The sequence below is a fragment of the Sphingomonas phyllosphaerae genome (genome assembly GCF_029623345.1).
GTDB classification, from domain to species: Bacteria; Pseudomonadota; Alphaproteobacteria; order Sphingomonadales; family Sphingomonadaceae; genus Sphingomonas; species Sphingomonas phyllosphaerae_C.
In genome coordinates this window covers 1-22,670 of sequence record NZ_JAPYKH010000014.1, presented here as the reverse complement: position 1 = coordinate 22,670, position 22,670 = coordinate 1, and the positions used below count along the sequence as shown (strand labels likewise).

The 22,670-nt window shown below is 69.8% G+C and carries 18 protein-coding genes; 10 read left to right on the top strand and 8 right to left on the bottom strand.

The genetic code is table 11. The features are described 5' to 3' along the window. Positions 1-112 precede the first annotated feature (112 nt). The 4 genes from QBJ89_RS13705 (at position 113) to QBJ89_RS13690 (ending at position 6,567) form a co-directional block, all read left to right on the top strand. Positions 113-2,695 carry a TonB-dependent receptor gene (locus QBJ89_RS13705; RefSeq protein WP_277981038.1) on the top strand — a complete coding sequence of 861 codons (2,583 nt, stop codon included), beginning with the start codon at positions 113-115 and terminating at the stop codon, positions 2,693-2,695. 267 nt (positions 2,696-2,962) lie between these two features. Further along, positions 2,963-4,834, top strand: coding sequence for a PAS domain-containing sensor histidine kinase (locus tag QBJ89_RS13700; RefSeq protein ID WP_277981037.1), 1,872 nt, complete (start codon positions 2,963-2,965; stop codon positions 4,832-4,834). A 7-nt stretch (positions 4,835-4,841) separates the two neighbouring features. After that, positions 4,842-6,026 carry an acyl-CoA dehydrogenase gene (locus QBJ89_RS13695; protein ID WP_277981036.1) on the top strand — a complete coding sequence of 395 codons (1,185 nt, stop codon included), beginning with the start codon at positions 4,842-4,844 and terminating at the stop codon, positions 6,024-6,026. Positions 6,027-6,255: 229 nt separating this feature from the next. Next, positions 6,256-6,567 carry a DUF6496 domain-containing protein gene (locus tag QBJ89_RS13690; RefSeq protein ID WP_277981035.1) on the top strand — a complete coding sequence of 104 codons (312 nt, stop codon included), beginning with the start codon at positions 6,256-6,258 and terminating at the stop codon, positions 6,565-6,567. 211 nt (positions 6,568-6,778) lie between these two features. Here the strand turns inward: QBJ89_RS13690 and QBJ89_RS13685 are convergent, their stop codons facing one another. After that, positions 6,779-7,387, bottom strand: a complete 609-nt coding sequence (locus tag QBJ89_RS13685) for an NAD(P)-dependent oxidoreductase (RefSeq protein ID WP_277981034.1) — start codon at positions 7,385-7,387, stop codon at positions 6,779-6,781. A gap of 55 nt (positions 7,388-7,442) precedes the next feature. Here QBJ89_RS13685 and QBJ89_RS13680 point away from each other — a divergent pair, with 55 nt between their 5' ends. The 5 genes from QBJ89_RS13680 (at position 7,443) to QBJ89_RS13660 (ending at position 14,505) form a co-directional block, all read left to right on the top strand. Continuing rightward, positions 7,443-7,877 (top strand): winged helix-turn-helix transcriptional regulator, encoded by a 435-nt coding sequence (locus QBJ89_RS13680; protein ID WP_277981033.1) that lies wholly within the window; start codon positions 7,443-7,445, stop codon positions 7,875-7,877. 57 nt (positions 7,878-7,934) lie between these two features. Beyond that, on the top strand, positions 7,935-9,029 hold the full coding sequence (locus QBJ89_RS13675; RefSeq protein WP_277981032.1) for a Gfo/Idh/MocA family protein: 1,095 nt from the start codon (positions 7,935-7,937) through the stop codon (positions 9,027-9,029). Beyond that, positions 9,026-10,045, top strand: coding sequence for an SMP-30/gluconolactonase/LRE family protein (locus QBJ89_RS13670; protein WP_277981031.1), 1,020 nt, complete (start codon positions 9,026-9,028; stop codon positions 10,043-10,045). Before QBJ89_RS13675 ends, QBJ89_RS13670 begins: the two co-directional genes overlap by 4 nt. 265 nt (positions 10,046-10,310) lie before the next feature. Continuing rightward, positions 10,311-12,773: a TonB-dependent receptor gene (locus tag QBJ89_RS13665; protein ID WP_277981030.1), complete on the top strand. Its 2,463-nt coding sequence runs from the start codon at positions 10,311-10,313 to the stop codon at positions 12,771-12,773. A 334-nt stretch (positions 12,774-13,107) separates the two neighbouring features. Then, entirely contained in the window at positions 13,108-14,505 is a 1,398-nt protein-coding gene (locus QBJ89_RS13660; RefSeq protein ID WP_277981029.1) for a Gfo/Idh/MocA family protein, read from the top strand. A 78-nt stretch (positions 14,506-14,583) separates the two neighbouring features. Here QBJ89_RS13660 and QBJ89_RS13655 read toward each other — a convergent pair whose 3' ends face one another. The 7 genes from QBJ89_RS13655 to sppA all read right to left on the bottom strand — a co-directional run bounded on the left by QBJ89_RS13655 (position 14,584) and on the right by sppA (position 20,743). Further along, on the bottom strand, positions 14,584-14,889 hold the full coding sequence (locus tag QBJ89_RS13655) for a helix-turn-helix domain-containing protein (RefSeq protein WP_277981028.1): 306 nt from the start codon (positions 14,887-14,889) through the stop codon (positions 14,584-14,586). A gap of 149 nt (positions 14,890-15,038) precedes the next feature. Then, positions 15,039-15,221: a YbdD/YjiX family protein gene (locus QBJ89_RS13650; protein WP_277981027.1), complete on the bottom strand. Its 183-nt coding sequence runs from the start codon at positions 15,219-15,221 to the stop codon at positions 15,039-15,041. Further along, the gene (locus QBJ89_RS13645; RefSeq protein WP_277981026.1) at positions 15,218-17,272 is read right to left on the bottom strand and encodes a carbon starvation CstA family protein; all 2,055 of its coding nucleotides are present in this window, start codon (positions 17,270-17,272) and stop codon (positions 15,218-15,220) included. The genes QBJ89_RS13650 and QBJ89_RS13645 overlap by 4 nt, the downstream gene beginning before the upstream one ends. 70 nt (positions 17,273-17,342) lie before the next feature. Then, entirely contained in the window at positions 17,343-17,495 is a 153-nt protein-coding gene (locus QBJ89_RS13640; protein ID WP_277981025.1) for a hypothetical protein, read from the bottom strand. 73 nt (positions 17,496-17,568) lie between these two features. Next, positions 17,569-17,994 carry a DUF805 domain-containing protein gene (locus tag QBJ89_RS13635; protein ID WP_277981024.1) on the bottom strand — a complete coding sequence of 142 codons (426 nt, stop codon included), beginning with the start codon at positions 17,992-17,994 and terminating at the stop codon, positions 17,569-17,571. A gap of 290 nt (positions 17,995-18,284) precedes the next feature. Beyond that, positions 18,285-18,866, bottom strand: a complete 582-nt coding sequence (locus tag QBJ89_RS13630; RefSeq protein WP_277981023.1) for a GNAT family N-acetyltransferase — start codon at positions 18,864-18,866, stop codon at positions 18,285-18,287. Beyond that, positions 18,866-20,743 (bottom strand): signal peptide peptidase SppA, encoded by a 1,878-nt coding sequence (gene sppA / locus QBJ89_RS13625; RefSeq protein ID WP_277981022.1) that lies wholly within the window; start codon positions 20,741-20,743, stop codon positions 18,866-18,868. The genes QBJ89_RS13630 and sppA overlap by 1 nt, the downstream gene beginning before the upstream one ends. Positions 20,744-21,063: 320 nt before the next feature. Between sppA and QBJ89_RS13620 the strand changes: the two genes are divergently transcribed. Beyond that, positions 21,064-22,670: TonB-dependent receptor plug domain-containing protein (locus QBJ89_RS13620; RefSeq protein WP_277981021.1), on the top strand; the 1,607-nt coding region annotated here is incomplete at its 3' end.

Genomic DNA, 22,670 nt, shown 5'->3' with positions numbered 1-22,670 from the left:
TCCACGCCACAGCCTCGGCAACGAAATGTCGTGCCGCGGCGCACCCGCGATTGACGAAGCCCCCCGCAGCGCAGCATGCTCGTCATACATAAGAAACAATGGGGGCATTGTGGTGGTGAGCTTCAAGCGTCGCATGCTGGTGCAGCTTCTCGCGTCGGCCGCCATCGCGTCGCCGGCGGCGGCGCAGGGCGCCGCGCCGGACCAGGTCGCCGCCGCGCCGACCAGCTCGGGCCAGACCACCCAGGCCGACGTGCCGCAGAACAGCAGCACCACCGACGGCGACATCATCGTCACCGCGCAGAAGCGCGACGAGAATATCCAGAACGTGCCGATCAGCATCCAGGCCATCGGCACGCGCCGGCTGGATCAGCTCAACGTCTCGAACTTCAACGAATATACTCAGCTGCTGCCGTCGGTGGCGTTCCAGTCGTCGCAGCCCGGCGTCACCACCGTCTACATGCGCGGCGTCGCTTCGGGCGGGGACGGCAACCACTCGGGCTCGCTGCCCTCGGTGGGCACCTATCTCGACGAGCAGCCCGTCACCACGATCGGCGGCACGCTCGACATCCATATCTACGACGTCGCCCGCATCGAGAGCCTCGCCGGTCCGCAGGGTACGCTCTACGGCGCGTCGAGCGAGGCGGGGACAATCCGCATCATCACCAACAAGCCCGACACCGCCGGCTTCTACGGCCGCGTCGACGGCGAGGTGAACAGCGTCCGCTCGGGCGGAATCGGCTACACGACCGAGGGGATGCTCAACATCCCGTTCAGCGAGCGGATGGCGCTGCGCGTGGTCGGCTTCTACCAGCGCGACGCCGGCTTCATCGACAACGTGCCCGGCACGCGCAGCTTCCTGCCGCAGCCCGGCGGCATCACCGTCACCAACGACCAGTTCGTCGAGAAGGACTATAACGACACCGAGACCTACGGCGGTCGCGCCGCGCTCAAGATCGACCTCGACGACAATTGGACCGTGACGCCGACGCTGCTCTACCAGGAGCAGCGCAGCCACGGCAGCTACGCCTATGATCCCAAGGTCGGCGATCTCGAGGTGCAGCATTTCTACCCCGAATATCGCAAGGACCGTTTCGCTCAGGCGGCACTGACGATCGAAGGCCAGCTCGGCAACTGGGACGTGACCTATGCCGGCGCCTATCTCGACCGCCGCGCCGAGCAGTCGACCGACTATACCGACTACTCGGAAGCCTATGACTCGCTCTACTCGTCGGTCGGCGGACTGGCGGGCTATTTCTATTATCAGGACGCCGCCGGGAACACGATCGACCCGCGCCAGCGCGTCGTCGGGCGCGACCATTTCAAGAAGACCAGCCAGGAACTGCGCGTCGCCTCTCCCGCGGATCAGCCGTTCCGTATCGTCGCCGGCGGCTTCTACCAGCGGCAGAGCAACCTGATCTTCCAGGACTATCAGATCCCGAACCTGGGACCGGACGTGTCGGTCAACGGCTATACGGGCACGCTGTGGCTGACCCGCCAGCACCGTGTCGACAAGGATTATGCGGTGTTCGGCGAGGCGAGCTACGACCTCACGCCCAAGCTGACGCTGACCGCGGGCGCGCGCGCCTTCATCTACGACAATTCACTCGTCGGTTTCTTCGGCTTCGGCCGCAACCCCGGCGTCGATCCCGAGGACGGTCGGCCCTATACGGCGTCGCCGTTCAACGCCGCGGGCAGCTCGCGCACCGGCGTGGCGAGCTGTTATCTCGCGGGCGGCGGCACGCTGCGCGACGCCTATCTCAACGGCGGCGACACCAGCGCCTTCCTGACGACCAAGGATGTCGGCGGCATCCCCTGCGCCAACCTTGGCGTGGTCGACAACGGCAAGGTCGTGCCCAAGCGCGCCGACGGTCAGGGCGTGACCTATCGCTTCAACGCGACCTGGAAGCCGACCGATCTGCTGCTGCTCTACGCCACCTGGTCGAAAGGATTCCGCCCGGGCGGGATCAACCGGCGCGGCGACGTCGGCGACTATAACGCCGACTTCCTCACCAACTACGAGCTCGGCTGGAAGACGACGTGGCTCGACGGTCGACTGCGGATCAACGGCGCGGTGTACCAGCAGGACTGGGACCAGTTCCAGTTCGCCTTCCTGGGCGAGAACAGCTTCACCGTCATCCAGAACGGCCCCGACGCGCGGATCCGCGGCATCGAGATGGACGCCAACGTGAGCGCCGGGCCGCTCTCCTTCACCGCCTCGGGCGCGTACACCGACGCCAAGACGCGCACCGACCTGTGCCGCGCGGTGACCTGCTCGCCGGACGGCGGCGACGTGGTCTCCGCGGCGGGCCGGCGCCTGCCGATCACGCCGCGCTTCAAGCTGAGCGCCACCGCCCGCTATACCGTCCCGATCGGGGCGGCGAAGGCCTACCTCCAGGGGCTGGTGGCGCACCAGAGTTCGGCCGCATCCGACATCCGGCTCGGCGTGGTGGAGGTCGGCACCGGCCGCCTCGCCAACCCGTCGGAAGAGATCGGCCGGCTGCCCGCCTACACCACGGGCAATCTCGCGCTGGGGGCGGAATGGGGCAAGTACACGCTTGAGCTGTTCGCGCGGAACCTGTGGGACGAGCGCGGTCAGATCGCGCGCTTCATCCAGTGCGGCTCCTGCTACCAGCGGCCCTATGCCGTGCCGATCACGCCGCGCACGATCGGGCTGCGACTGGGAGCGAAGTTCTGAATGTCGCCGCGGCTTCCGTCATCCCCTGCAGCGTCATCCTGAACTCGTTCTCGGATCCACGTCGCTTCACTTACCGCACACGTGAGGAGGGGTTCGGTGGATCCTGAAACAAGTTCAGAGTGCCGCCAGTAAGAGGGGCCGCCCGCACGTCACGGCGGATCCGGCGTGCGGTGGTGCGGGCGCGGCGACCGTATTCGCCGCGTACCGTCGACCGCGCCGCCCGTTAACTCGCTGGCGGTGGGGCATAACGCTCGGTAAGCCGGCGCGATGACCGGATCGCCGCACGACGAGGAGGACGTCCGCTGGTTCCGCCGCGCCATGATGGCGGCGGGGCACGCCATCGTCGTCACCGGGCCCGAGATCGAGCGTCCGGGACCGGTGATCCGCTTCGTCAACGCGGCGATGTGCGCGCTCACCGGCTATGCCGAGCACGAACTGCTCGGTGCCACCCCACGGCTTGTGCAGGGTCGGGAGACCGATCGCGCGGTGCTCGCCGCGCTCAAGGACGCGCTCCGCGCCGGGCGTGGCTATGCCGGCGAGACGGTCAACTATCGCAAGGATGGCGCGCGCTACGTCGTCGACTGGACAATCGACCCGATCCGCGACGACGCGGGCGCGATCGAGGGCTGGATCGGCGTGCTGCGCGACGTCACCGCCGAACGACGACGCGACGCCCGGCGCGGCGCGACCGACGCGCGGCTGCGCGCGATCTTCTCCGCCGCCTCGGTCGGCCTGTCCGAGATCGATCAGCAGGGCCGCTTCCTGCGCGTCAACCAGGAGCTGTGCCGCCTGCTCGGCCGCGACGAGGCCGAGCTGCTGCGCCTCAGCGTTGCCGACGTGACTCAGTCGGCCGATCTCGCGCCCTCCTTCGCCGCGGTGGAGCGCGCGCTGGCGAGCGGGCGCACCGCGACGCTCGACAAATGCTACCGCCGCCGCGACGGCGCCAACGTCTGGGCCAACAGCAGCGTCACCCCGCTCGGCGGGCCGGGCGAGCCGACGCGCTCGCTCCTCGTCGTCACCATTGATCTCACCGCGCGCAAGCGCGCCGAGGCGGCGCTGCGCGAGAGCGAGGCGCGCTTCCGGCAGTTCGGCGCCGCGTCGGCCGACGCGCTCTGGGTACGCGACGCGCGCGACCTGCGCGTCGAATATGCCAGCCCGGCCTTCGAGCGGCTGTACGGCCTGCCGCTCGCGACCGTCGACGGCCGCGACGACCTGCGCCGCGTGGCGCGGCTGATCCTGCCCGCCGACCGCGCCGGCGCGCTCGACGCGGTGCGCCGCGTCCGCGCGGGCGCGACCGTCACCGCCGAGTTCCGCATCCACCGTGCCGCTGACGGTGCGGTGCGCTGGGTGCGCGACACCGCTTTTCCGATCCGCGACGGCGAGGGCCAGATCCACCGCATCGGCGGGATCAGTGAGGACGCCACCGCGACCAAGGCGAGCTCGGACCGGCTTGAGGTGCTTGTCGCCGAGCTGCAGCACCGCACGCGCAACCTGCTCGGCGTCGTGCGCGGCCTGTCGAACCAGCTGATCGCGAGCAGCGCCTCGCTCGATGATTTCGCGGGTCGATTCGATGACCGGCTGCGCGCGCTGGCACGGGTCAACGGGTTGCTCGCGCGCCTGAGCGAGGGGAGTCGCATCACCTTCGACGAGCTGGCGCGCAGCGAGCTCGAGTCGCTCGGCGGTGCCGACTGGCTCGGCTCGGGGCGGGTGACCATGACTGGGCCGACCGGCGTGCGGCTGCGCTCGAGCACGGTGCAGACCTTCGCGCTCGCGCTCCACGAGCTCGCCACCAACGCGCTCAAATACGGCGCGCTGTCGCAGCGCGGGGGGCGGCTCGCGCTCGACTGGCGAGTTTCGGAGGATGGCGGCGTGCCGATGCTGCACGTCACCTGGCACGAGAGCGGCGTGGCGCGCGACCCGGTCGCGGACGCGCCGGCGCCGGGCGGTGGCTACGGGCGCGAGCTGATCGAGCATGCGCTGCCGTATCAGCTTGGGGCGCGCACGCGCTTCGCATTGCGCGACGACGGCGTTCATTGCGAAATCGCGCTACCCGCCTCGCGCGGTTCCGAAACCGCGCGCGCTGCGCTAGAGCCGGGGGCAGCACCCGGCCGCGCCGGGCACGACATCGGAGAGGATTGATCACCGCATGACCCAGATGGGCCGGTTCGACTGGGCAGACCCGTTCCTGCTCGACGATCAGCTGAGCGAGGACGAGCGGATGGTGCGCGACACCGCGCGCGCTTATGCCGAGGACAAGCTCGCGCCGCGCATCGTCGAGGCGTTCGCCAACGAGCACACCGACCCCGCGATCTTCCGCGAGATGGGCGCGCTGGGGCTGCTCGGCCCGACCATCCCGGAGGAATATGGCGGCGTCGGCGCCTCCTACGTCGCCTACGGGCTGGTGGCGCGCGAGGTGGAGCGGATCGACTCGGGCTATCGCTCGATGATGAGCGTGCAGTCGAGCCTCGTGATGTACCCGATCTACGCGTACGGCTCGGAGGAGCAGCGCCACCGCTGGCTGCCGGGGCTGGCGCGCGGCGAGCTGATCGGCTGTTTCGGGCTGACCGAGCCCGACGCCGGCTCGGACCCGGGCGGCATGACGACGCGCGCGCGCAAGAGCGACGGCGGCTACGTGCTCTCGGGCGCCAAGACCTGGATCTCGAACAGCCCGATCGCGGACGTGTTCGTGATCTGGGCCAAGAGCGACGCGCATGACGGCGCGATCCGCGGCTTCGTGCTGGAGAAAGGCGCCAAGGGGCTCGCCACGCCCAAGATCGAGGGCAAGCTCTCGTTGCGCGCCTCGATCACCGGCATGGTGATGATGGACGAGGTCGAGGTCGGCGAGGACGCGTTGCTGCCCAACGTGGCGGGGCTGAAGGGGCCGTTCGGCTGCCTCAACCGCGCGCGCTACGGCATCAGCTGGGGTGCGCTGGGGGCGGCGGAATATTGCTTCCACGCGGCGCGGCAATACGGGCTCGATCGCAAGCAGTTCGGCACGCCGCTCGCCGGGCGGCAGCTGTTCCAGAAGAAGCTGGCCGACATGGAGACCGAGATCGCGCTCGGGCTGCAGGCGTCGTTGCGCGTGGGGCGGCTGATGGACGAGGGCCGGTTCGCGCCCGAGATGGTCTCGCTGGTCAAGCGCAACAACGTCGGCAAGGCGCTCGACGTCGCGCGCGCGGCGCGCGACATGCACGGCGGCAACGGCATCTCGGGCGAGTATCAGGTGATGCGCCACCTGATGAACCTCGAGACGGTCAACACCTACGAGGGCGCGCACGACGTTCACGCGCTGATCCTCGGCCGCGCGATCACGGGGATTGCGGCGTTCTGAGCTTGTAGATCCTCCCCGACACGGGTAGGGGGACCGCTCGCGAAGCGAGTGGTGGATGGGGCTCTCCGCTCGGCGCGACGCTCGTGGCGGCGCGCGCCACGTGCCGCAGCGCTTGCGGAGAACCCCCTCCACCATGCTGCGCATGGCCCCCCTCCCCGTGACGGGGAGGATCTGGGAACCTGGCGTGCTTCGCCCCGGTTCTCGCCGCATCGCTTCAGGAGCGTGCGAGATGGCCAAACAGAGCAAGGCGCAGCAGGAGACGGTCGAGCGGGTGATGCACGAGTTTGCGGAAGGCGAGCTGGAGACCAGCGCGGGCCGCAAGGTCACCAGCCGCCAGCAGGCAATCGCGATCGGCCTGAGCGAGGCGGGCGCATCGACCCAGCAGAGCCCCGCGCGGAATCGCCGCCGAAGGGATGACGCCGAGCGGCGCGAGCGCGCGCAGGGGCCGAGCAAGGCCGAATTGTACGAGCGCGCGAAGAAGGCGGATCTGCCGGGCCGCTCGACGATGAGCAAGGCCGAGCTGGAGAAAGCGCTCGGTTGAGGGTGCTGCGATGCAGTGGCCTTTTCCCCGCTCCGCTATCCACCGCCGTCATCCCGGACGTGATCCGGAATTCACCCCACCGCGAGAGCAGCGGCGCCAGGATGTGCGGCACGGTGGATCCCGGACCAAGTTCGGGGTGACGGCGGGGGGTGGGGGGGCGACAGCACTCCCGCGTACCGCCACCAAAGCCGCGACCCTGCCGCCCGCCTCGTCAATAGGCCGCCGTGAAGCGCGCGCGCGGGTGGCGGTGCTGCTCCAGCTCGTCGACCATCGCGATCGCGTAATCGGCAAAGCTGATGCGGCTCTGCCCCTCGGCATCGACCACCAGCTCGTCACTGCCGAGCCGGAACTGCGTGGTGCGCGGCCCCTCCTCGATCAGCGCGGCGGGCGAGAAGAAGGTCCAGTCCACGTCCTCCACCCCGCGCAGCGCGTCGAGGAAGCGAACCCCGCCCATCGCCATGTCGCGCCACGCCGCCGGGAAGTCGGGCGAGTCGATCAGCCGGCCGCCATCGGCGCTGCGAAGACTCGCCGCGCCGCCGGTGACCAGCAGCCGCGGCACGCCGGCGGCGCGTACAGCGCCCAGCAGCGTCTCGGCGGTAACGTCGAAGTGGAGCGCGCTGATCACCGCATCGTGACCGCGGACCAGCCCGGCCAGAGCGTCGGCGTCATGCGCGTCGCCCGCTATCGCGGTGACGCCGTCGTCCGCGGGGATGCCCTCCGGATGGCGCGCGACCGCGGTGACCTGATGGCCGCGCCGCGCCAGCTCCTGCGTGATCTCCTTGCCTGCGCGACCGCTCGCGCCCAGCACCGCTACCTTCATCTCGCCCTCCGAGGGTGGTTTCCAACGGTGACCTACTTGGCTAGGGCGCGACGTCATGCAAGACGGCACTTCGATCTCACCTGGTTACTTCGACGATACCGCGCGCGGTGATGTTTATGCCGCGGACTGCCCGACGCGGCGCCTGCTCGACCGTGTCGGCGACAAATGGAGCGTGTTGATCCTGCTGCTGCTCGGCGACTCGCCGCGGCGTTTCAGCGAACTCAAGCGCCGCATCGCGGGCGTGTCGCAGAAGATGCTCAGCCAGACGCTGCGCTCGCTCGAGCGCGACGGGCTGGTGACTCGCGAGGTCGAGGCCAGCGTGCCGATCAAGGTGGTCTATCGCGTCACGCCGCTCGGGCGCGAGCTGCTCGGCGCGCTGCGCCAGATGATCGACTGGGCAGAGACGCGGATGGTCGCGGTCGCCGCCGCGCAGGCGCGCTACGACACGCGCGACGAGGCCGCGGCGGAGATGGTAGCGCTCCCCGGGTGATGCTGTTAACCCTCTGATCCACGGCGCCGAAAGCGTCGACAGCAGAGGGAGAGGGACATGCGCGAGGCCGACCGCCGCACCATCATCGCCGGGCTCGGGGTGGGGCTTGCTGCCGCCGCGAGCGGCGCCTGCGCCGCGCCGTCGCGCGATCGCAAGATCGGCTATGCCGTGGTCGGGCTGGGCCGCTACGCCGAGCTGATCATGTCCAAGTTCGCCGAATGCGACCACTCGCGCCTGGTCGCACTGGTCAGCGGCACGCCGGCCAAGCTCGAGAAGTTCGGCGCGCAGTACAACATCCCCAAGACCCACCGCTACAGCTACGCCAATTTCGACACGATCCGCGACAATCCCGACGTGGACGTGGTCTACGTCATCCTGCCCAACTCGATGCACGCCGAATATGTCGTGCGCGCCGCCAAGGCGGGCAAGCACGTGATGTGCGAGAAGCCGATGGCGGTCTCGGTAGCGGAATGCCAGACGATGATCGATGCCTGCCGCGCCGCCAAGCGCAAGCTGATGATCGGCTATCGCTCGCGCTTCCAGCCGCACAACAAGCTCGCGATCCAGCTGGCGCAGAGCGGCTTCGTCGGGCCGACGCAGATCATCACCTCCGAGCACGGCTTTACCATCCAGCCCAACCAGTGGCGGCTCGACCGCCCGCTGTCGGGCGGCGGCTCGCTGATGGACATCGGCATCTACAGCCTCAACGCGGCGCGCTATCTCGCCGGCGAGAATCCGGTCGAGGTCAGCGCGATCGAGTCGACCGACCGGTCCGACCCGCGCTTCCGCACGGTGGAGGACAAGATCTCCTTCCTGCTGCGCTTCCCTTCGGGGATCGAGGCGACCTGCGTGTCGAGCTACAATTCGAACCACAACGCCTATCGCGTCACCGGCAGCAAGGGCTGGATCGAGCTCGAGCCCGCCACCTCGTACGAGGGGCAGAAGATGCGGATCAACCGCGACGGCCGCACCGAGCCGCGCGACCCGCCCGCGGGCAAGGCGCAGCACGCCGGACAGCTCGACCATCTCGCCGAGTGCATCCTCGACGACAAGGAGCCGCTGACCGGCGGCGAGGAGGGACTGGCGGACCTGCGCGTGATCGAGGCGATCTACCGCTCGGCGCGCGAGGGCCAGCGCGTGCGGCTGGTATGACCGCGCTCACCCGCCGCGCCGCGCTGGCGGGACTGGGGGCGGGGCTGGGCGCGGGGGCGCTGCTCGCCGGCGCCGCGCGCGCGGCCGAGCCGCCGCCGATGGGGGTGCTGCGGCTCGACCCGCGGCTCGACTCGATCATCCCGCGCGGCGCGACGATCGAGACGCTCGCCACCGGCTATCGCTGGGCCGAGGGGCCGGTGTGGGTCGCCAAGGGCGAGTATCTGCTCTTCTCCGACGTGCCCGCCAACGTCGTCCATCGCTGGTCGCGCCGCGACGGCGCGCGGCCGTTCCTCGATCCCTCGGGCCTGCAGACGCCGATCCCGCCCGCGATCCGCGAGGCCGGCGCCAACGGGCTCGCGCTCGATCACCGCGGCCGGCTGATCGTCGCCGACAGCGGCACGCGCGCGATCGTCCGCGTCGATCTCGCCACCAGGAAGCGGACCGTGCTGGCCGACCGCTATCGCGGCAAGCGCTTCAACAGCCCCAACGACGTGGTGGTGGCGCGCTCGGGCGCGATCTATTTCACCGACCCGACCTATGGCTTCGCGGCCGGCCCCGACTCGCCGCTGCGCGAGCTCGATGTGACGGGGCTCTACCGGCTCGATCCCGACGGCACGGTCACGCTGCTCGACGGTGCGCGGCGCTTTCCCAATGGCGTCGGCCTCTCGCCCGATGAGCGGACGCTGTACCTGTCCTGCTCGGACGACGCCGCGCCGCTGGTGTGGGCCTATACGCTCGACGCGCGCGGCTCGCCGACCGGCTCGCGCGTGTTCAGCGACATGCGCGCGGACAAGGCGAAGGGCTGGGCGGGCGCGCCCGACGGCATGGACGTGGCCGCGGCGGGGCATCTGTTCGTCAGCGGGCCGGGCGGCATGCACGTGCTCAGCCCGGCGGGGGAGCCGCTCGGTATCATCGGCAACGGCAGGCCGATCGCCAACGCTTGCGTGGGCGAGGGTGGCCGCAGCCTGTTCCTCACCGCTTCGGACCGGATCTGCCGCGTCGCGCTGGTGGGGTAAGAAGGCACGCGCGGGTTGCCCACGCTCTGGTTCCGGAGGAGGGGGGCAGGTGCGGGGCCTCGCCGCACATGCGGCGCTCGCGGAAGCGCCCCACCCCAACCCCTCCCCTGAAGCCGAGGGGCTTGCCCTCCGCACTGTGGCGCAGAAGCAACCATCCCACATCAACGATCCATCGCAGCCCGCCGCGTGTCGACACGAGTCCGTGCGCACCTTACATTTACGGTTAACGGCGCCACCCGAGCGCCGCACCAGAGGGAGAAGAAGCATGCGGTCCACCCACGCCACGCGGCTGCTCAGCGGCGCCGCCACCGTCGCGCTGACGCTGCTCGCCGCGCCCGCGCTCGCCCAGTCCGACATCGCGCCCGACACCAGCCAGACCACTGCCCAGAACACCGCGCAGCGCTCGCAGCCCGACACCGGCATCGTCGACACGACCGCGCCGACCGGCGACGACATCATCGTCGTCGGCACCGCGGGCGGCGGCACGCGGCGGCAGGACGCCGCCTTCGCGGTCACCACGCTCAGCGACGACGCGATCGAGCGCGCCGCGCCGAACAGCACCGCCGATCTGCTCCGCACCGTTCCCGGCGTGATGGCGGAGAGCTCGGGTGGGCAGAACGGCGCCAACATCTTCGTGCGCGGCTACCCCTCGGGCGGCGACGCGCAGTTCGTCACCTTCCAGCTCGGCGGCGTGCCGATCTTCCCGCCCTCGACGCTGTCGTTCCTCGAGAACTCGCAGCTGATCCGGCTCGACGAGACGGTGCAGCGGGTCGAGGCGGTGCGCGGCGGCACCGGCTCGCTCTTCTCCAACGGCCAGCCCGGCCTGACCGTCAACGTCGTGCCGCGTACGGGCGGCAGCGCGCTGCACGGCCTCGCGAAATTCTCCTACACCGACTATGACGAGGCGCGCGGCGACGCCTGGGTGTCGGGCCCGCTCGGCGAGAACACCGGCTTCATGATCGGCGGCTTCTACGCGCAGGGCAACGGCATCCGCGACCCCGGCTTCCGCGCCGAGAAGGGCGGCCAGGTCACCGCCAACGTCCACCATGATTTCGAGGGGCGCGGCTCGGTCGAGGTCTACGCGCGCTACCTCAACGACCGCGGCCAGTGGCTGCTGCCGATCCCGGTGATCCAGGACGGGCGCAAGATCAGCGCCTATCCGGGCTTCGACGCGGGCACCGGCACCCTGCTCGGGCCCGAGACGCGGCTGACGCGCAACGTCCAGGGCAACACCGTCAACCTCGAGAACGGCCGCGGCGCCGACGTGATCAACACCGGCATCACCTTCGACTATGAGGTGGCGGACGGCCTGCGCGTGCGCGAGCGGATGAGCTATCTCGGCGGGCGCGCCGACACGGTCGGGCTCGTCCCCGACGGACCGCCCACCGCCGCCTCGGCCATCGCGACCGCGCTCGGCGGCGCCGGCTCGACGGTCGCCGCGCTCAGCTACGTCAACGGCGGGGGCGCGGTCGCCTCGGGCGCGGACACGCAGGTGATGCGCGCGGGCATCTGGAGCGTGCAGAAGAAGATCACCTCCTTCGTCGCCGACACTGCGCTGGAGTGGAAGGTCGGCGGCAACAAGCTGACCGGCGGCTTCTACTACGCCGATTACACCACGCGCGACCAATGGGCGCTGGGCAACCAGGTGCTGCTCACCGCCGAGCCGCGCACGCGGCTGCTCAACCTGACGCTCAACGGCGGGCGCACCGCGACGCAGAACGGCTTCACCAGCGGCGACGGCTTCCTCGTCGACGCTTATTACAAGGGATCGGACCTCGCCTTCTACGCGGTCGACGAGCTGCAGATCACTTCACAGCTGCGCGTCGACGGCGGCCTGCGCTATCAGAAGCACATCGTCGACGGTAACCTACGCACCCCGGCGGCGACCCAGGTCAACCTCGATGGCAATCCGAACACGCTCTACGACAATGCCGTCAACGTGTTCGGTGAGCGCCGCGCGCTCGACCCGTTCCGCGAGGGGCGCTGGTCGTGGACCGCGGGCGCCAACTACGACTTCACCTCGCAGGTCGGCGTGTTCGCGCGCTACAGCCGCGGCCACAGCTTCCCGCAGTTCGACAACCTGCGCGAGGGGCTGACGATCGTCGCCAAGGTCGACACCTATGAGGGCGGGCTCAAGGTCTCGATGCCGTGGCTCAACCTCTACGCCACCGTGTTCCACAACAAGTTCGACGGGCTGGCGACGACGCAGCTGATCAACAACGTCGCGCTGAGCCAGGTCGGCGGCGCCAAGGCGACCGGCGTCGAGCTGGAGGGCGCGCTGCGGCCGTTCGCGGGCTTCAGCCTGGCGGCGGCGGGGACCTTCCTCGACGGCACCTACCAGGACTTCTTCACCGGTGGCGGCGCGATCGACAACACCGGCAACCGCGTGCAGCGCCAGCCGCGCTGGATGTGGCGCGTGACGCCGTCCTACGAGCTGCCGGTGGGTAGCCTCCGCCCGTCGCTGTTCGCGACGCTGCAATATACCGGCGACCGTTTCTCCGATCCCGAGAACCAGCAGCTGCTGCCGCGCTTCTACCAGCTCGACGCGGGCGTCTCGGTGGAAGTCGCCGAGCGGATCCGGCTCCAGGTGACCGGCAACAATCTCACCAACGAGATCGGGCTGACCGAGGGCAATCCGCGCATCATCGGCTCGCAGGGGACCGGGCCGGTGCTGGCGCGCCCCATCCTCGGCCGCTCACTGCGCTTCAGTGCGGCGCTGAGCTTCTAAAGGGCGGGACGCTTCTTCCTTCCGTCATCCCGGCCTTGAGCCGGGATCGATGTTGCCGCCGAGACAACGGCTCGGGCCTACGCGGCACCATGGATCCCGGGTCAAGCCCGGGATGACGGCGGAAGATGCGACGGCCGGTCGCGGGGGGCGGTCGAGCAGTTGCACCCGGTATACGCCAGCGATGCTAACGTATCCGCTTGCCCGGCTTCCTTACGTGCCGCATACAATAAGATAATTGCTTTCGAATGGCGCAACGCCGGGAGCTCAGCTTGGAGCGCGGCAAGAAAGCGGTGAGCGCGCAAGCCTCTGCAACGACGCACGCGAAGGAGAGACGATGACGATCAGCGAGGGGATCAGCCGCCGCACGTGGCTGGCAGGCGCGGCGGCAACGGCGATGGCGGGGGCGCTGCCAAGCGCCGCGCAGGCCGCGCGGCGGCGCAAGGCGGGCGACAAGATCAACGTCGCGGTAATCGGCGCGGGCGGCATGGGCGCCGCCAACGCCTCGCGGCTGACCGGCGAGAATATCGTCGCCGCCTGCGACGTCGATTTCGATCATGTCGCCAAGTCGCTGCTCGGCCGTGACGGCAACACCAACCCCGAGCGCATCGCGCTGCGCGCCGCCTATGACAAGGCCGAGCATTTCAGCGATTACCGCAAGCTGTTCGACAAGCGGAAGGACATCGAGGCGGTCCTGATCGCCACCCCCGACCACCATCACGCGGTCGCGGCCAAGATGGCGATGGAGCGCGGGCTCCACGTCTATGTCCAGAAGCCGCTGACCTATACGGTGGCGGAGAGCCGCATGCTCGCCGAGCTGGCGCGGAAGAACCCCAAGCTCGTCACGCAGATGGGCAACCAGGGCCACTCGGGCGACGACGGCCGTCGCGTCGTGGAGCTGCTGCGCGGCGGCGCGATCGGCACCGTCCGCGAGGTCCATGCCTGGACCAACCGCCCGATCTGGCCGCAGGGCATCGCGCGCCCCGAACCGGTGGCCAAGCCCGCCAGCCTGGACTGGGACCTGTGGCTCGGGCCGGCCTCGGTCGACTGGGGCTACCATCCCGATTATGCGCACTTCAACTGGCGCGGCTGGACCCCGTTCGGCACCGGCGCGCTGGGCGACATGGGCGCGCATTTGCTCGACTTCCCGGTGTGGGCGCTCGAGCCCGGCCTGCCGACGCGGGTCGAGACGCGCCACTCGCGCTGGGCGTCGCGCGACCAGCCGGCGCAGCCGGGCAGCTGGCCACTGGCGGGGCTGACCTTCTTCGAGTTCGGCAATGCCAAGGGCGGTCCGGTCAAGCTCACCTGGTACGATGGCGGGCTGATGCCGCCGAGCCCGCGCGACCTGCCCGCCGAGGCGGTGATGTCGCCCGAGGGCGGCGTGCTCTACGTCGGCGACCAGGGCATGCTGATGCACGAAACCTATGGCGAGAAGCCGGTGGTGTTCGGCGCCGGCGCGGCCGAGCGCGCCGCGGCGGTGCCACGCTCGCTGCCGCGGATCGCGGGCGGGTTGCAGGGGCACGAACGCAACTGGCTCGCCGCGATCCGCGGCGAGACGCAGGCGTCGTGCCCGTTTGCTTATGCGACGACGCTCAACGAGACGATGCTGCTCGGCATGGTCGCCCTACGTGCAGGGCGGCCGATCACGTATGATGGCAGCGCCGCGCGGATCACCGACGCCGCCGACGCGAACACGCTGCTGACGCGCGACTATCGGAGCGGGTGGACGATCTGACGCACGGGTGATGCATAACGGCGACGGGTTCTGAAACGTCCTCCCCGCGAGGGGAGGACCTTTTCACGCCCCGTCCCCTCACGATGCCCGCGCCGCACCGGGGACGAGATACCACGCGCCGTCCACCAGGATCACGCGCGAGGCCGCGCCGTCGTGACCGTCCATCGCACGCGGCGCACCCGCCACGGCGACGCGACGGCGCGGCACGCGCTCGGTCATGATGATGTCGTACGACTTGATCAGCCGGTATAGCGTCGTCCGCCCGATGCGCAGCCGCTGCGCCGCATGGGTCAGATTATTGTCCGTAGCGAGCAGCGCCGCCAATATGGCATCGCGCTGTGCCGCGGCCATCGTGCCGCTGATCTGCCAGTCCGGAACACTCATTCGAGCACCTGTCACCGCACCGGAACGGCCCCGAGGGGCGCGTCTATCACCGGCCATCAGGTTAAGCCGTGCCATAGGTCAGATCAACGCACTATTAATCACCATTTCACGTGAAGTTCAGGTCTCGGCAGGGGGGGGCGGGCGGCCGCTCAGCAGCAACGCCCGCCGCCGCCGCGATAGCGCGCGGCCTCGCGCTCGCGGAAGAATTGCACGCGGGTCATCGCCTCGCGCTCGGGATGATGCTCGGCGAGGTGGCGGCGATAGGCGTCATAATCGGGCTGTCCCACCATCAGCCGCGCGGTCTGCGCCAGCCGCCGCCACAGCGCGGTCACTCCGCCGCTCCCATGCCCGCCGGCGGGATCTCGCTGACGCTCGGCCGGTCGAGCCGCCGCACCGCGAGGCAGGTGCGCACCGCATAGACGAGGATCGCCGCCACCACCGCAAGGAACAGCGCGCACAGCGCCGCGTCGATCCGGTCGTTGAGCACGATCCGGTGCATCTCGGCGAGCGTCTTGGCGGGTTTGAGCACCTCGCCGCGCCCAGCGGCGTCGGCGAAGCGGCGCGCGTGCGCGAGGAAGCCGATCGCGGGATCGGGATGCGCCAGCTTCATCACCCCGGCGGTGCCGGTGCACAGCACCAGCCAGGTCGCCGGCAGCACCGTCACTGCCACGTAGCGCGCACGCTTCATCCGGAACAGCACGACGGTGGCGAGCAGCAACGCCACTGCGGCGAGCATCTGATTGGAAATGCCGAACAGCGGCCACAAGGTGTTCACCCCGCCGAGCGGGTCGGTCACCCCCTGGTAGAGGAAGAAGCCCCAGGCGCCGACGCACAACAGGGTGGCGATCAGCCCCGGCACGAGGCCGCGGCTTTCCTTGAAGCGCGGCACCGCCAGCGCGAGCAGGTCCTGTAGCATGAACCGCCCCGCGCGCGTGCCCGCGTCGACCGCGGTCAGGATGAACAACGCCTCGAACAGGATAGCGAAATGGTACCAGAAGGCCTTCATCGCGGGGCCGCCGATCGCGTGCGAGAAGATCTCCGCCATCGCCACCGCCAAGGTCGGCGCGCCGCCGGCACGGCTGATGATCGTGGTCTCGCCGACTTGGCGCGCGGTTTCGGTGAGCGTCTCGGGCGCTACGGGGAAGCCCATCGCGCTCACCGCCGCGGCGGCGGTGACGGGATCGCCCGCGGTGATCGCGGCGGGGGCGTTCATCGCGAAATAGATGCCGGGGTCGAGGATGCACGCCGCCACCAGTGCCATGATCGCCACCGCGCTCTCCATCAGCATTGCGCCATAACCGATGAAGGCAGCGTCACTTTCGCTCGCGATCAGCTTGGGCGTGGTGCCGCTCGCGATCAACGCGTGGAAGCCCGACACCGCGCCGCACGCGATGGTGATGAACAGGAAGGGGAACAGCGGCCCGGCCCAGACCGGCCCGCGCCCGGTCGCGGCGAAGTCGGTCAGCGCGGGCATGCGCAGCGGCGGCGCCAGCAGCACGATGCCGATCGCCAGCGCCGCGATCGCACCGATCTTGAGGAAGGTGGAGAGATAGTCGCGCGGCGCCAGCAGCAGCCACACCGGCAGCAGCGACGCCACCGCACCATAAGTGATCAGCCCGACGCACAGCGCGACGGGCGTGAGCGTGAACCACGGCGCCAGCGTGGCGCTCGCCGCGACCGACTGGCCGAGCAGGATCGCCGCGACCAGCCCGATCACGCCGATCACCGACACCTCGCCGATCGCGCCGGGCCGCAGCCAGCGCGTGTAGCCGCCCATCACCATCGCCAGCGGTACGGTCGCGATCACGGTGAACAGTCCCCAGGGGCTCTCCGCCAGCGCGCGCACCACGATCAGCGCGAGTACCGCGAGGATGATCACCATGATCATGAAGGCGCCGACCAGCGCGATTGTGCCGGGCACGGCGCCCATCTCCATGCGGATCAGCTCGCCGAGCGAGCGCCCGTCGCGCCGCATCGAGATGAACAGCACCATGAAGTCCTGCACCGCGCCGGCCAGCACCACGCCGGCGAGGATCCACAAGGTGCCCGGCAGATAGCCCATCTGCGCGGCGAGCACCGGGCCGACCAGCGGCCCGGCGCCCGCGATGGCCGCGAAATGGTGGCCGAACAGCACGCGCCGGTCGGTCGCGACATAGTCGAGCCCGTCGGCGCGTCGCACCGCCGGCGTGGCGCGCGCCGGATCGATCGCGACCACGACGCGCGCGATGTAGCGCGCATAATAGCGGTACGCGACCAGGTAGACGCAGAGCGCCGCGGCGACGATCCACAAAGCGTTGACCGGCTCGCCGCGCACTGACGCCACCACGCCGAGGCAGGCGGCGCCGGCGAGCGCGAGCAGGATCCATGGTAGGTGCCTGGTCATCGTCGCTCGCTCCTCGTCCTTACCCTCCCGCTATGCGCGCTGAGGCCCGGCGCGATCAACGGGTCAAGCGTCAGAAGCGCAGCCCCAGCTCGAGCCCGATCGTGCGGCGTTCGTTGAAGAAGCCGCCAGTCCCCACCAGCCTGGTATATTCGCGATAGAACAGGTGCCCCAGCGGCGGCCGGGGCCCAGGTGGGAACGGCAGCGATCCACCCGTGACCGTCATCGTACCTGAGCCCCGGCCTGCGCCAGGGCACAAGGAACTTGTCCTCACGTCATCGCGGCTGGGCCGACCTTGCTCAGCACGCCACCCGCAGCGGCTCGGGCGCGCTATCCGGGGCAGGGGCAGCGTGCTCCGGCGCGCGCGGGTCGGTGCCGTAGCGGTTGGCGCCGCGCGTGCCCGGCAGCAGCAGCAGCGGCGCGGTGATCGGAAGGAGCAGCCACCAGCCCGAGCGCCCGGTGTCGTGCAACCGGCGCGCGTGCACCGCGACGCCGGGGGCGGCGCCGAACAGCAGCACGAAGCCCAGCGCCGCGAGCAGCACGCCGCCTCTGGCCATCTCGGGGCGCAGGTCGAGCGCGCCGAGCCAGGGCGCGGCGAGATCGGGCACGTGCCAGGCGAGCGCCAGCGCAGCGAGCAGCGTGAGGTCAAAGCCGAAGAGTTCGCGCCGCGTCGCGCGCCCGGCGAGCTCGCCATAGAGCCGCCACGGCCGGGTGAGATGCTCCATCGCTCGCCTCCCTCGACGCGCCTGCGCCGTAGGGGAGACTTAGCGAGAAGAAGGGGTAGAACGGCGGAGTCGAGCGGGGCGATGACCCGTTATGGCGGAGGGGTCCGGTCGACCCTCACTGACTTACTACTTTAGGCCGAACCGTGCTCCCCCGCACGCGGGAGCCCGGACCCGCCGGTGGCGACGTTGGTGGCCCTACGCTTCGGCGTTCGCCGGAGCACGATGGTGGCTCAGCGGAGCTGGTTCAGCCTCGCGCGCACGCCATCAATCACGCCGCCACGCGCCGCCGCTCAGTCGCGACGCACGCCTACGTCGCGAAAGGCGCGCGGCTCGACCGGCGGGATCGCCGACTCGTTGAGCGCGCACTGCCACAGGCCGACGTCGATCCAGCGCCCCTGCTTGTAGCCGACCTCGCGGTACACGCCGGCACGACGGAAGCCGACTGCCTCGTGCAGCGTGATCGAGGCGTCATTCGGCAGCGCGATCACGCCGATCGCCTGAGTGAAGCCCTGGGCGCGGAGCGTGTCGACCAGCGCCTCGTACAACAGCCGGCCGACGCCCTGGCGCTGGGTCGCGCCGGCGGCGTAGATCGAGGTCTCGACAACGTAGCGATAGGCCGGACGGTCGCGGAAGCGCGTGGCATAGGCGTAGGCAAGCAGTCCGCGCTCGCCGCCGTCCTCGCCGTGCGAGACCGCGACCATCCAGGGATAATAGCCATCCCACTCGAGAATCCGCTCGCGCATCGCCGCGGCGTCGGGCGCCTCGCTCTCGAACGAGACGGTGCCCTGCAGCACATAGGGCGCGTAGATCGCGGCGATCGCGGCGGCGTCGTCGGCGGTGGCGGCGCGGATCGCGATCGGACCGGGGGGCATCAGAGCCCCACCTTGGCGAGCACGAGCTGCAGCAACGTCCGGTCCGCCGCGCTGGCGCGCACCGGGCCGAGCCCGGCGCACTCGAGGCATTGCGCGCGCACGGTCGCGCCGGTCAGCATCCGCTGCGCGTCGCCGAGCGCGACCGCGAACGCCTGCTGGCGCTGCCACGCCAGCTGGCCGATCGCGTCGGCGGGGGCGCCGGCGTCGTCGTCGTCCTCCTGGCTGGCCAGCTGCTGCGCGATCTGCGCGGCGAAGCCCGGCTTCTTGTCGAGATAGACCACCGGCGGCTTGTCCTGGTCGAGCTTGGCGCGACGCGCCGCCTCGCGCACCGCGGCGTCGAGCCCGCCGAAGCGGTCGACCAGCTTGAGCTGGTGCGCGATCCCGCCGACCCAGACGCGGCCCTGGCCGATCTCATTGACTCGCTCGACCGGCAGCTGGCGCGACTGCGACACGCGCGTCAGGAACTCGCGATAGCCGTGCTCGATGCCAGACTGCACCACCGCGTCGAGCTGCGGCGTGGTGCCGGCGAGCAGGTCGGGCTGGCCCGACAAAGGTGTGGTCTTCACCCCGTCGGCCGAGAGCCCGATCTTGGCGAGCGTGTTCTCGAAGGTGGGGATGATGCCGAAGATGCCGATCGAGCCGGTGATCGTGCCCGGCTCGGCGAAGATCACGTCGCCCGGGGTCGACACCCAATAGCCGCCCGAGGCGGCGAGCCCGCCCATCGACACCACGATCGGCAACCCGCGGCGCTTGGCCTCCATGATCGCCAGCCGGATCTTCTCCGACGCCAGCACCGAACCGCCCGGCGAGTCGACGCGCAGCACCAGCGCCTTGAGCTTGTTGTCGATCATGCCCTGGTAGAGCAGCTTGGCGATCGTATCGCCGCCGGCGGTGCCGGGCTGCGCCTCGCCGTCGACGATCTCGCCCGCGACGGTGAGCACGCCGATCTGCCCGGTCTTGGGCAGCGGCGCGGCGTCGACATAGGGCTGGTATTTGATCGTGCGGAACCAGCCCGCTGGCTTGCTGTCGTCGCCGCCGGCGAGCTGTGCGACGCGGCGCCCGAAGGCGACGCGGTCGCCGAGCTTGTCGACCAGTCCGGTGGCGACATTGGCCTGGGCGACGTCGCCCTGCGCCTGCTGGACGAGCTGCGCCGGCTGCGCCAGCCACGGCGCTACCTGCGCCTTGGGCCGCGCGATCGCGATCGACTCGCGCCACTGCTGGAAGAGCGTGCCGTACAGTTCCTGGCTCGCGGCGCGCGCCTCGGGGCTCTGGTCGGTACGGGTATAGGGCTCCACCGCCGACTTGAACTTGCCGACGCGGTAGACGTGCGCGTTGACCCCGATCTTGTCGAGCAGTCCCTTGTAATAGAGCTGGCTGCCACCTGGCCCGGCGAAGATCGTGCCGCCCAGCGGGTTCATCCAGATCTCGCTCGCCGCCGAGGCGAGGCGATAGCCCGCGTCGGTATAAGCGGTGGCATAGGCCAGCACCGGCTTGCCCGCCTTGCGCGCGCGCAGCAGCGCGTCCTGCACCTCGCCGAGCGCGGCGGGATAGCCGCCGCCGAACTTGTCGAGATCGAGCACGATCGCCTTGACGCGGTCGTCCTGGGCCGCCGAGTCGATCGCGCGCAGCAGGTCGCGCAGGCGATATTGCTTGCCGATCTGCTGGCCGCTGAGCAGCGCGGTGGGCTGGATCTCCTCGGGCTGCTCGACGATCGGACCGTCGAGCGCGAGCAGCAGCGCGCCGTCCTTGATCGCGCCGGGGCGCGAGCGCGCGTTGAGCGCCGCGAACAGCAGAGCGAAGAACAGCAGCATCGCCGCGAGGACCAGTGCGTCCTTGATGCCCACCAGCAGCTTCCAGGCGCCGCGCACCAGTTTCATCGTCTCGATACCTTCTGCGGGAGAGTCTCGCGGGTGGAGCGTAGCCCGGCGTGTATCAAGTGAGCAATACGCTTTGGGTGGGGGTAGCGGCGGATCCTTGCCTCAGACCTTCCTCGTCCGCGCCGAGGCGAGACTGCGCGACCGTGCGGTCGCACCGCTCAAAAAAATTCCGTGAGCGATCGGCGCCGCGCCGCACGCGGCTTCTAAGTAGCCCTGAAGGTATGGCTTTGTCCGAGGACGGCAGAGCCTCGTGCAAGCGGGTGACGACAAGCTGCGAACCAACAGCGGCACGTCGCGCGGGGGTTAAAGGGAAATATTCGATGATGTTGATCAATCCTGCGCGGGCAACGCTGCGCTACGGGATCTCGACCGCTGCGTTGCTGACGGCGGTCGCTGCCCCTGCTTACGCGCAAAGCTTCGCGCCGACCCCGGTGACGACTGCTGCCGGGCCGTCCGTCACGCCTCAGGAGGGCGCGCCGCAGGAGGCCGGGTCGCCGCAGGCCGCGCCTACAACCGAACCGCGCAAGGAGATCGTCGTCACCGGCACCTTGTTCCGCGATTCGAACACGAACCTGATCTCGCCCGCGACCGTGCTGACGTCGGAGACGCTCCAGCGCGGTAATTTCACCACGGCGGAGAAAGCGATCCGTTCGGTGTCGGCCGATGGCGCCGGCTCGATCTCGACCGGCTTCCGCACCGGCCTCGCGGCCGGCGGTGCCGCGGTGTCGCTGCGCGGCCTGGGCGTCTCGTCGACGGTGGTGCTGATCGACGGACTTCGCTCGGCCAATTTTCCGCTCAACGACGACGGCCACAATGCCTATGTCGACCTCAACTCGATCCCGCTCAGCGTCGTCGACCATATCGAGGTGCTGACCGACGGCGCCTCGTCCACTTATGGCGCGGACGCGATCGGCGGCGTGGTCAATCTGATCAGCCGCAAGAACGTCCGGGGCATCGACGGCTCGGTCCAGGCCGGCACCACCGCGCATGGGGACGGTTCGCATTACCGCGCCACGCTGACCGCGGGCGTCGGCGATTATGAGACCCAGGGCTTCAATTTCTACCTCAACGGCGAATATGCGTCCGACGGCTATATCACCAATCACTCGCGCGGTTACCCCGTCAACACGCTCGATCTGCGGCGGAGCGGCCTGCTCGACAACAACCGCAACGATGATTCGCTGACCACCGCCAACCCGGAGGCGGTGGTCACGCGGGTGAGCCAGAGCGACCTCAACATCCCGCTCGCCGGCCAGGTCGGTGCGCCGGCGACCAAGCAATATCAGCTGCTCAACCCGAACGGCTGCCCCCGCGGCACCTTCACCTCGACCGAGCGCGACGCGCGCGGCATCGGGTGCGTGCACGACCTTCCCGACGAGTATCTGGTCATCCAGCCGCGGCAGCAGCGTTACTCGACGACCGGGCGGCTCACCGCGCGGCTGGGTGACCATCTCGAGATGTTCGCGAGCGGCAGCTATTCGCACGACGATCTCACCATCCCGAGCACGCCGACCCCAATCCGCCAGATGCAGCCGTTCGGCGGCTCGCCCGACCTCGCGTCGGCCAATCCTGGGATCGTGCTGCCCGTCTACGTCTGCTCGACCGGCGTCAACTGCGCCACGGCGCCGGACCGCAGGCTGAACCCGAACAATCCCTATGCCGCCGCTTACGCCAACGCTCCCGCCGCCGGTGCAGCGCGCATCTATTATCTGTTCGGGGACATTCCGGTGTCGACCGAGCGCTATGTCGACGTGTTCCGCGCCACCGCGGGCATCTCGGGCACGTTGGGGGAGGGTTTCAGCTTCCGGCTCAACGGGGTCTATGCGCGCGACGATTTCAGCATCACGCAGCACGGCTTCCTCCAGATCGGCGGCCTGCTGCAGGCGATCAACACCGGCGCCTATGACTTCGTCCATCCCGAGCAGAA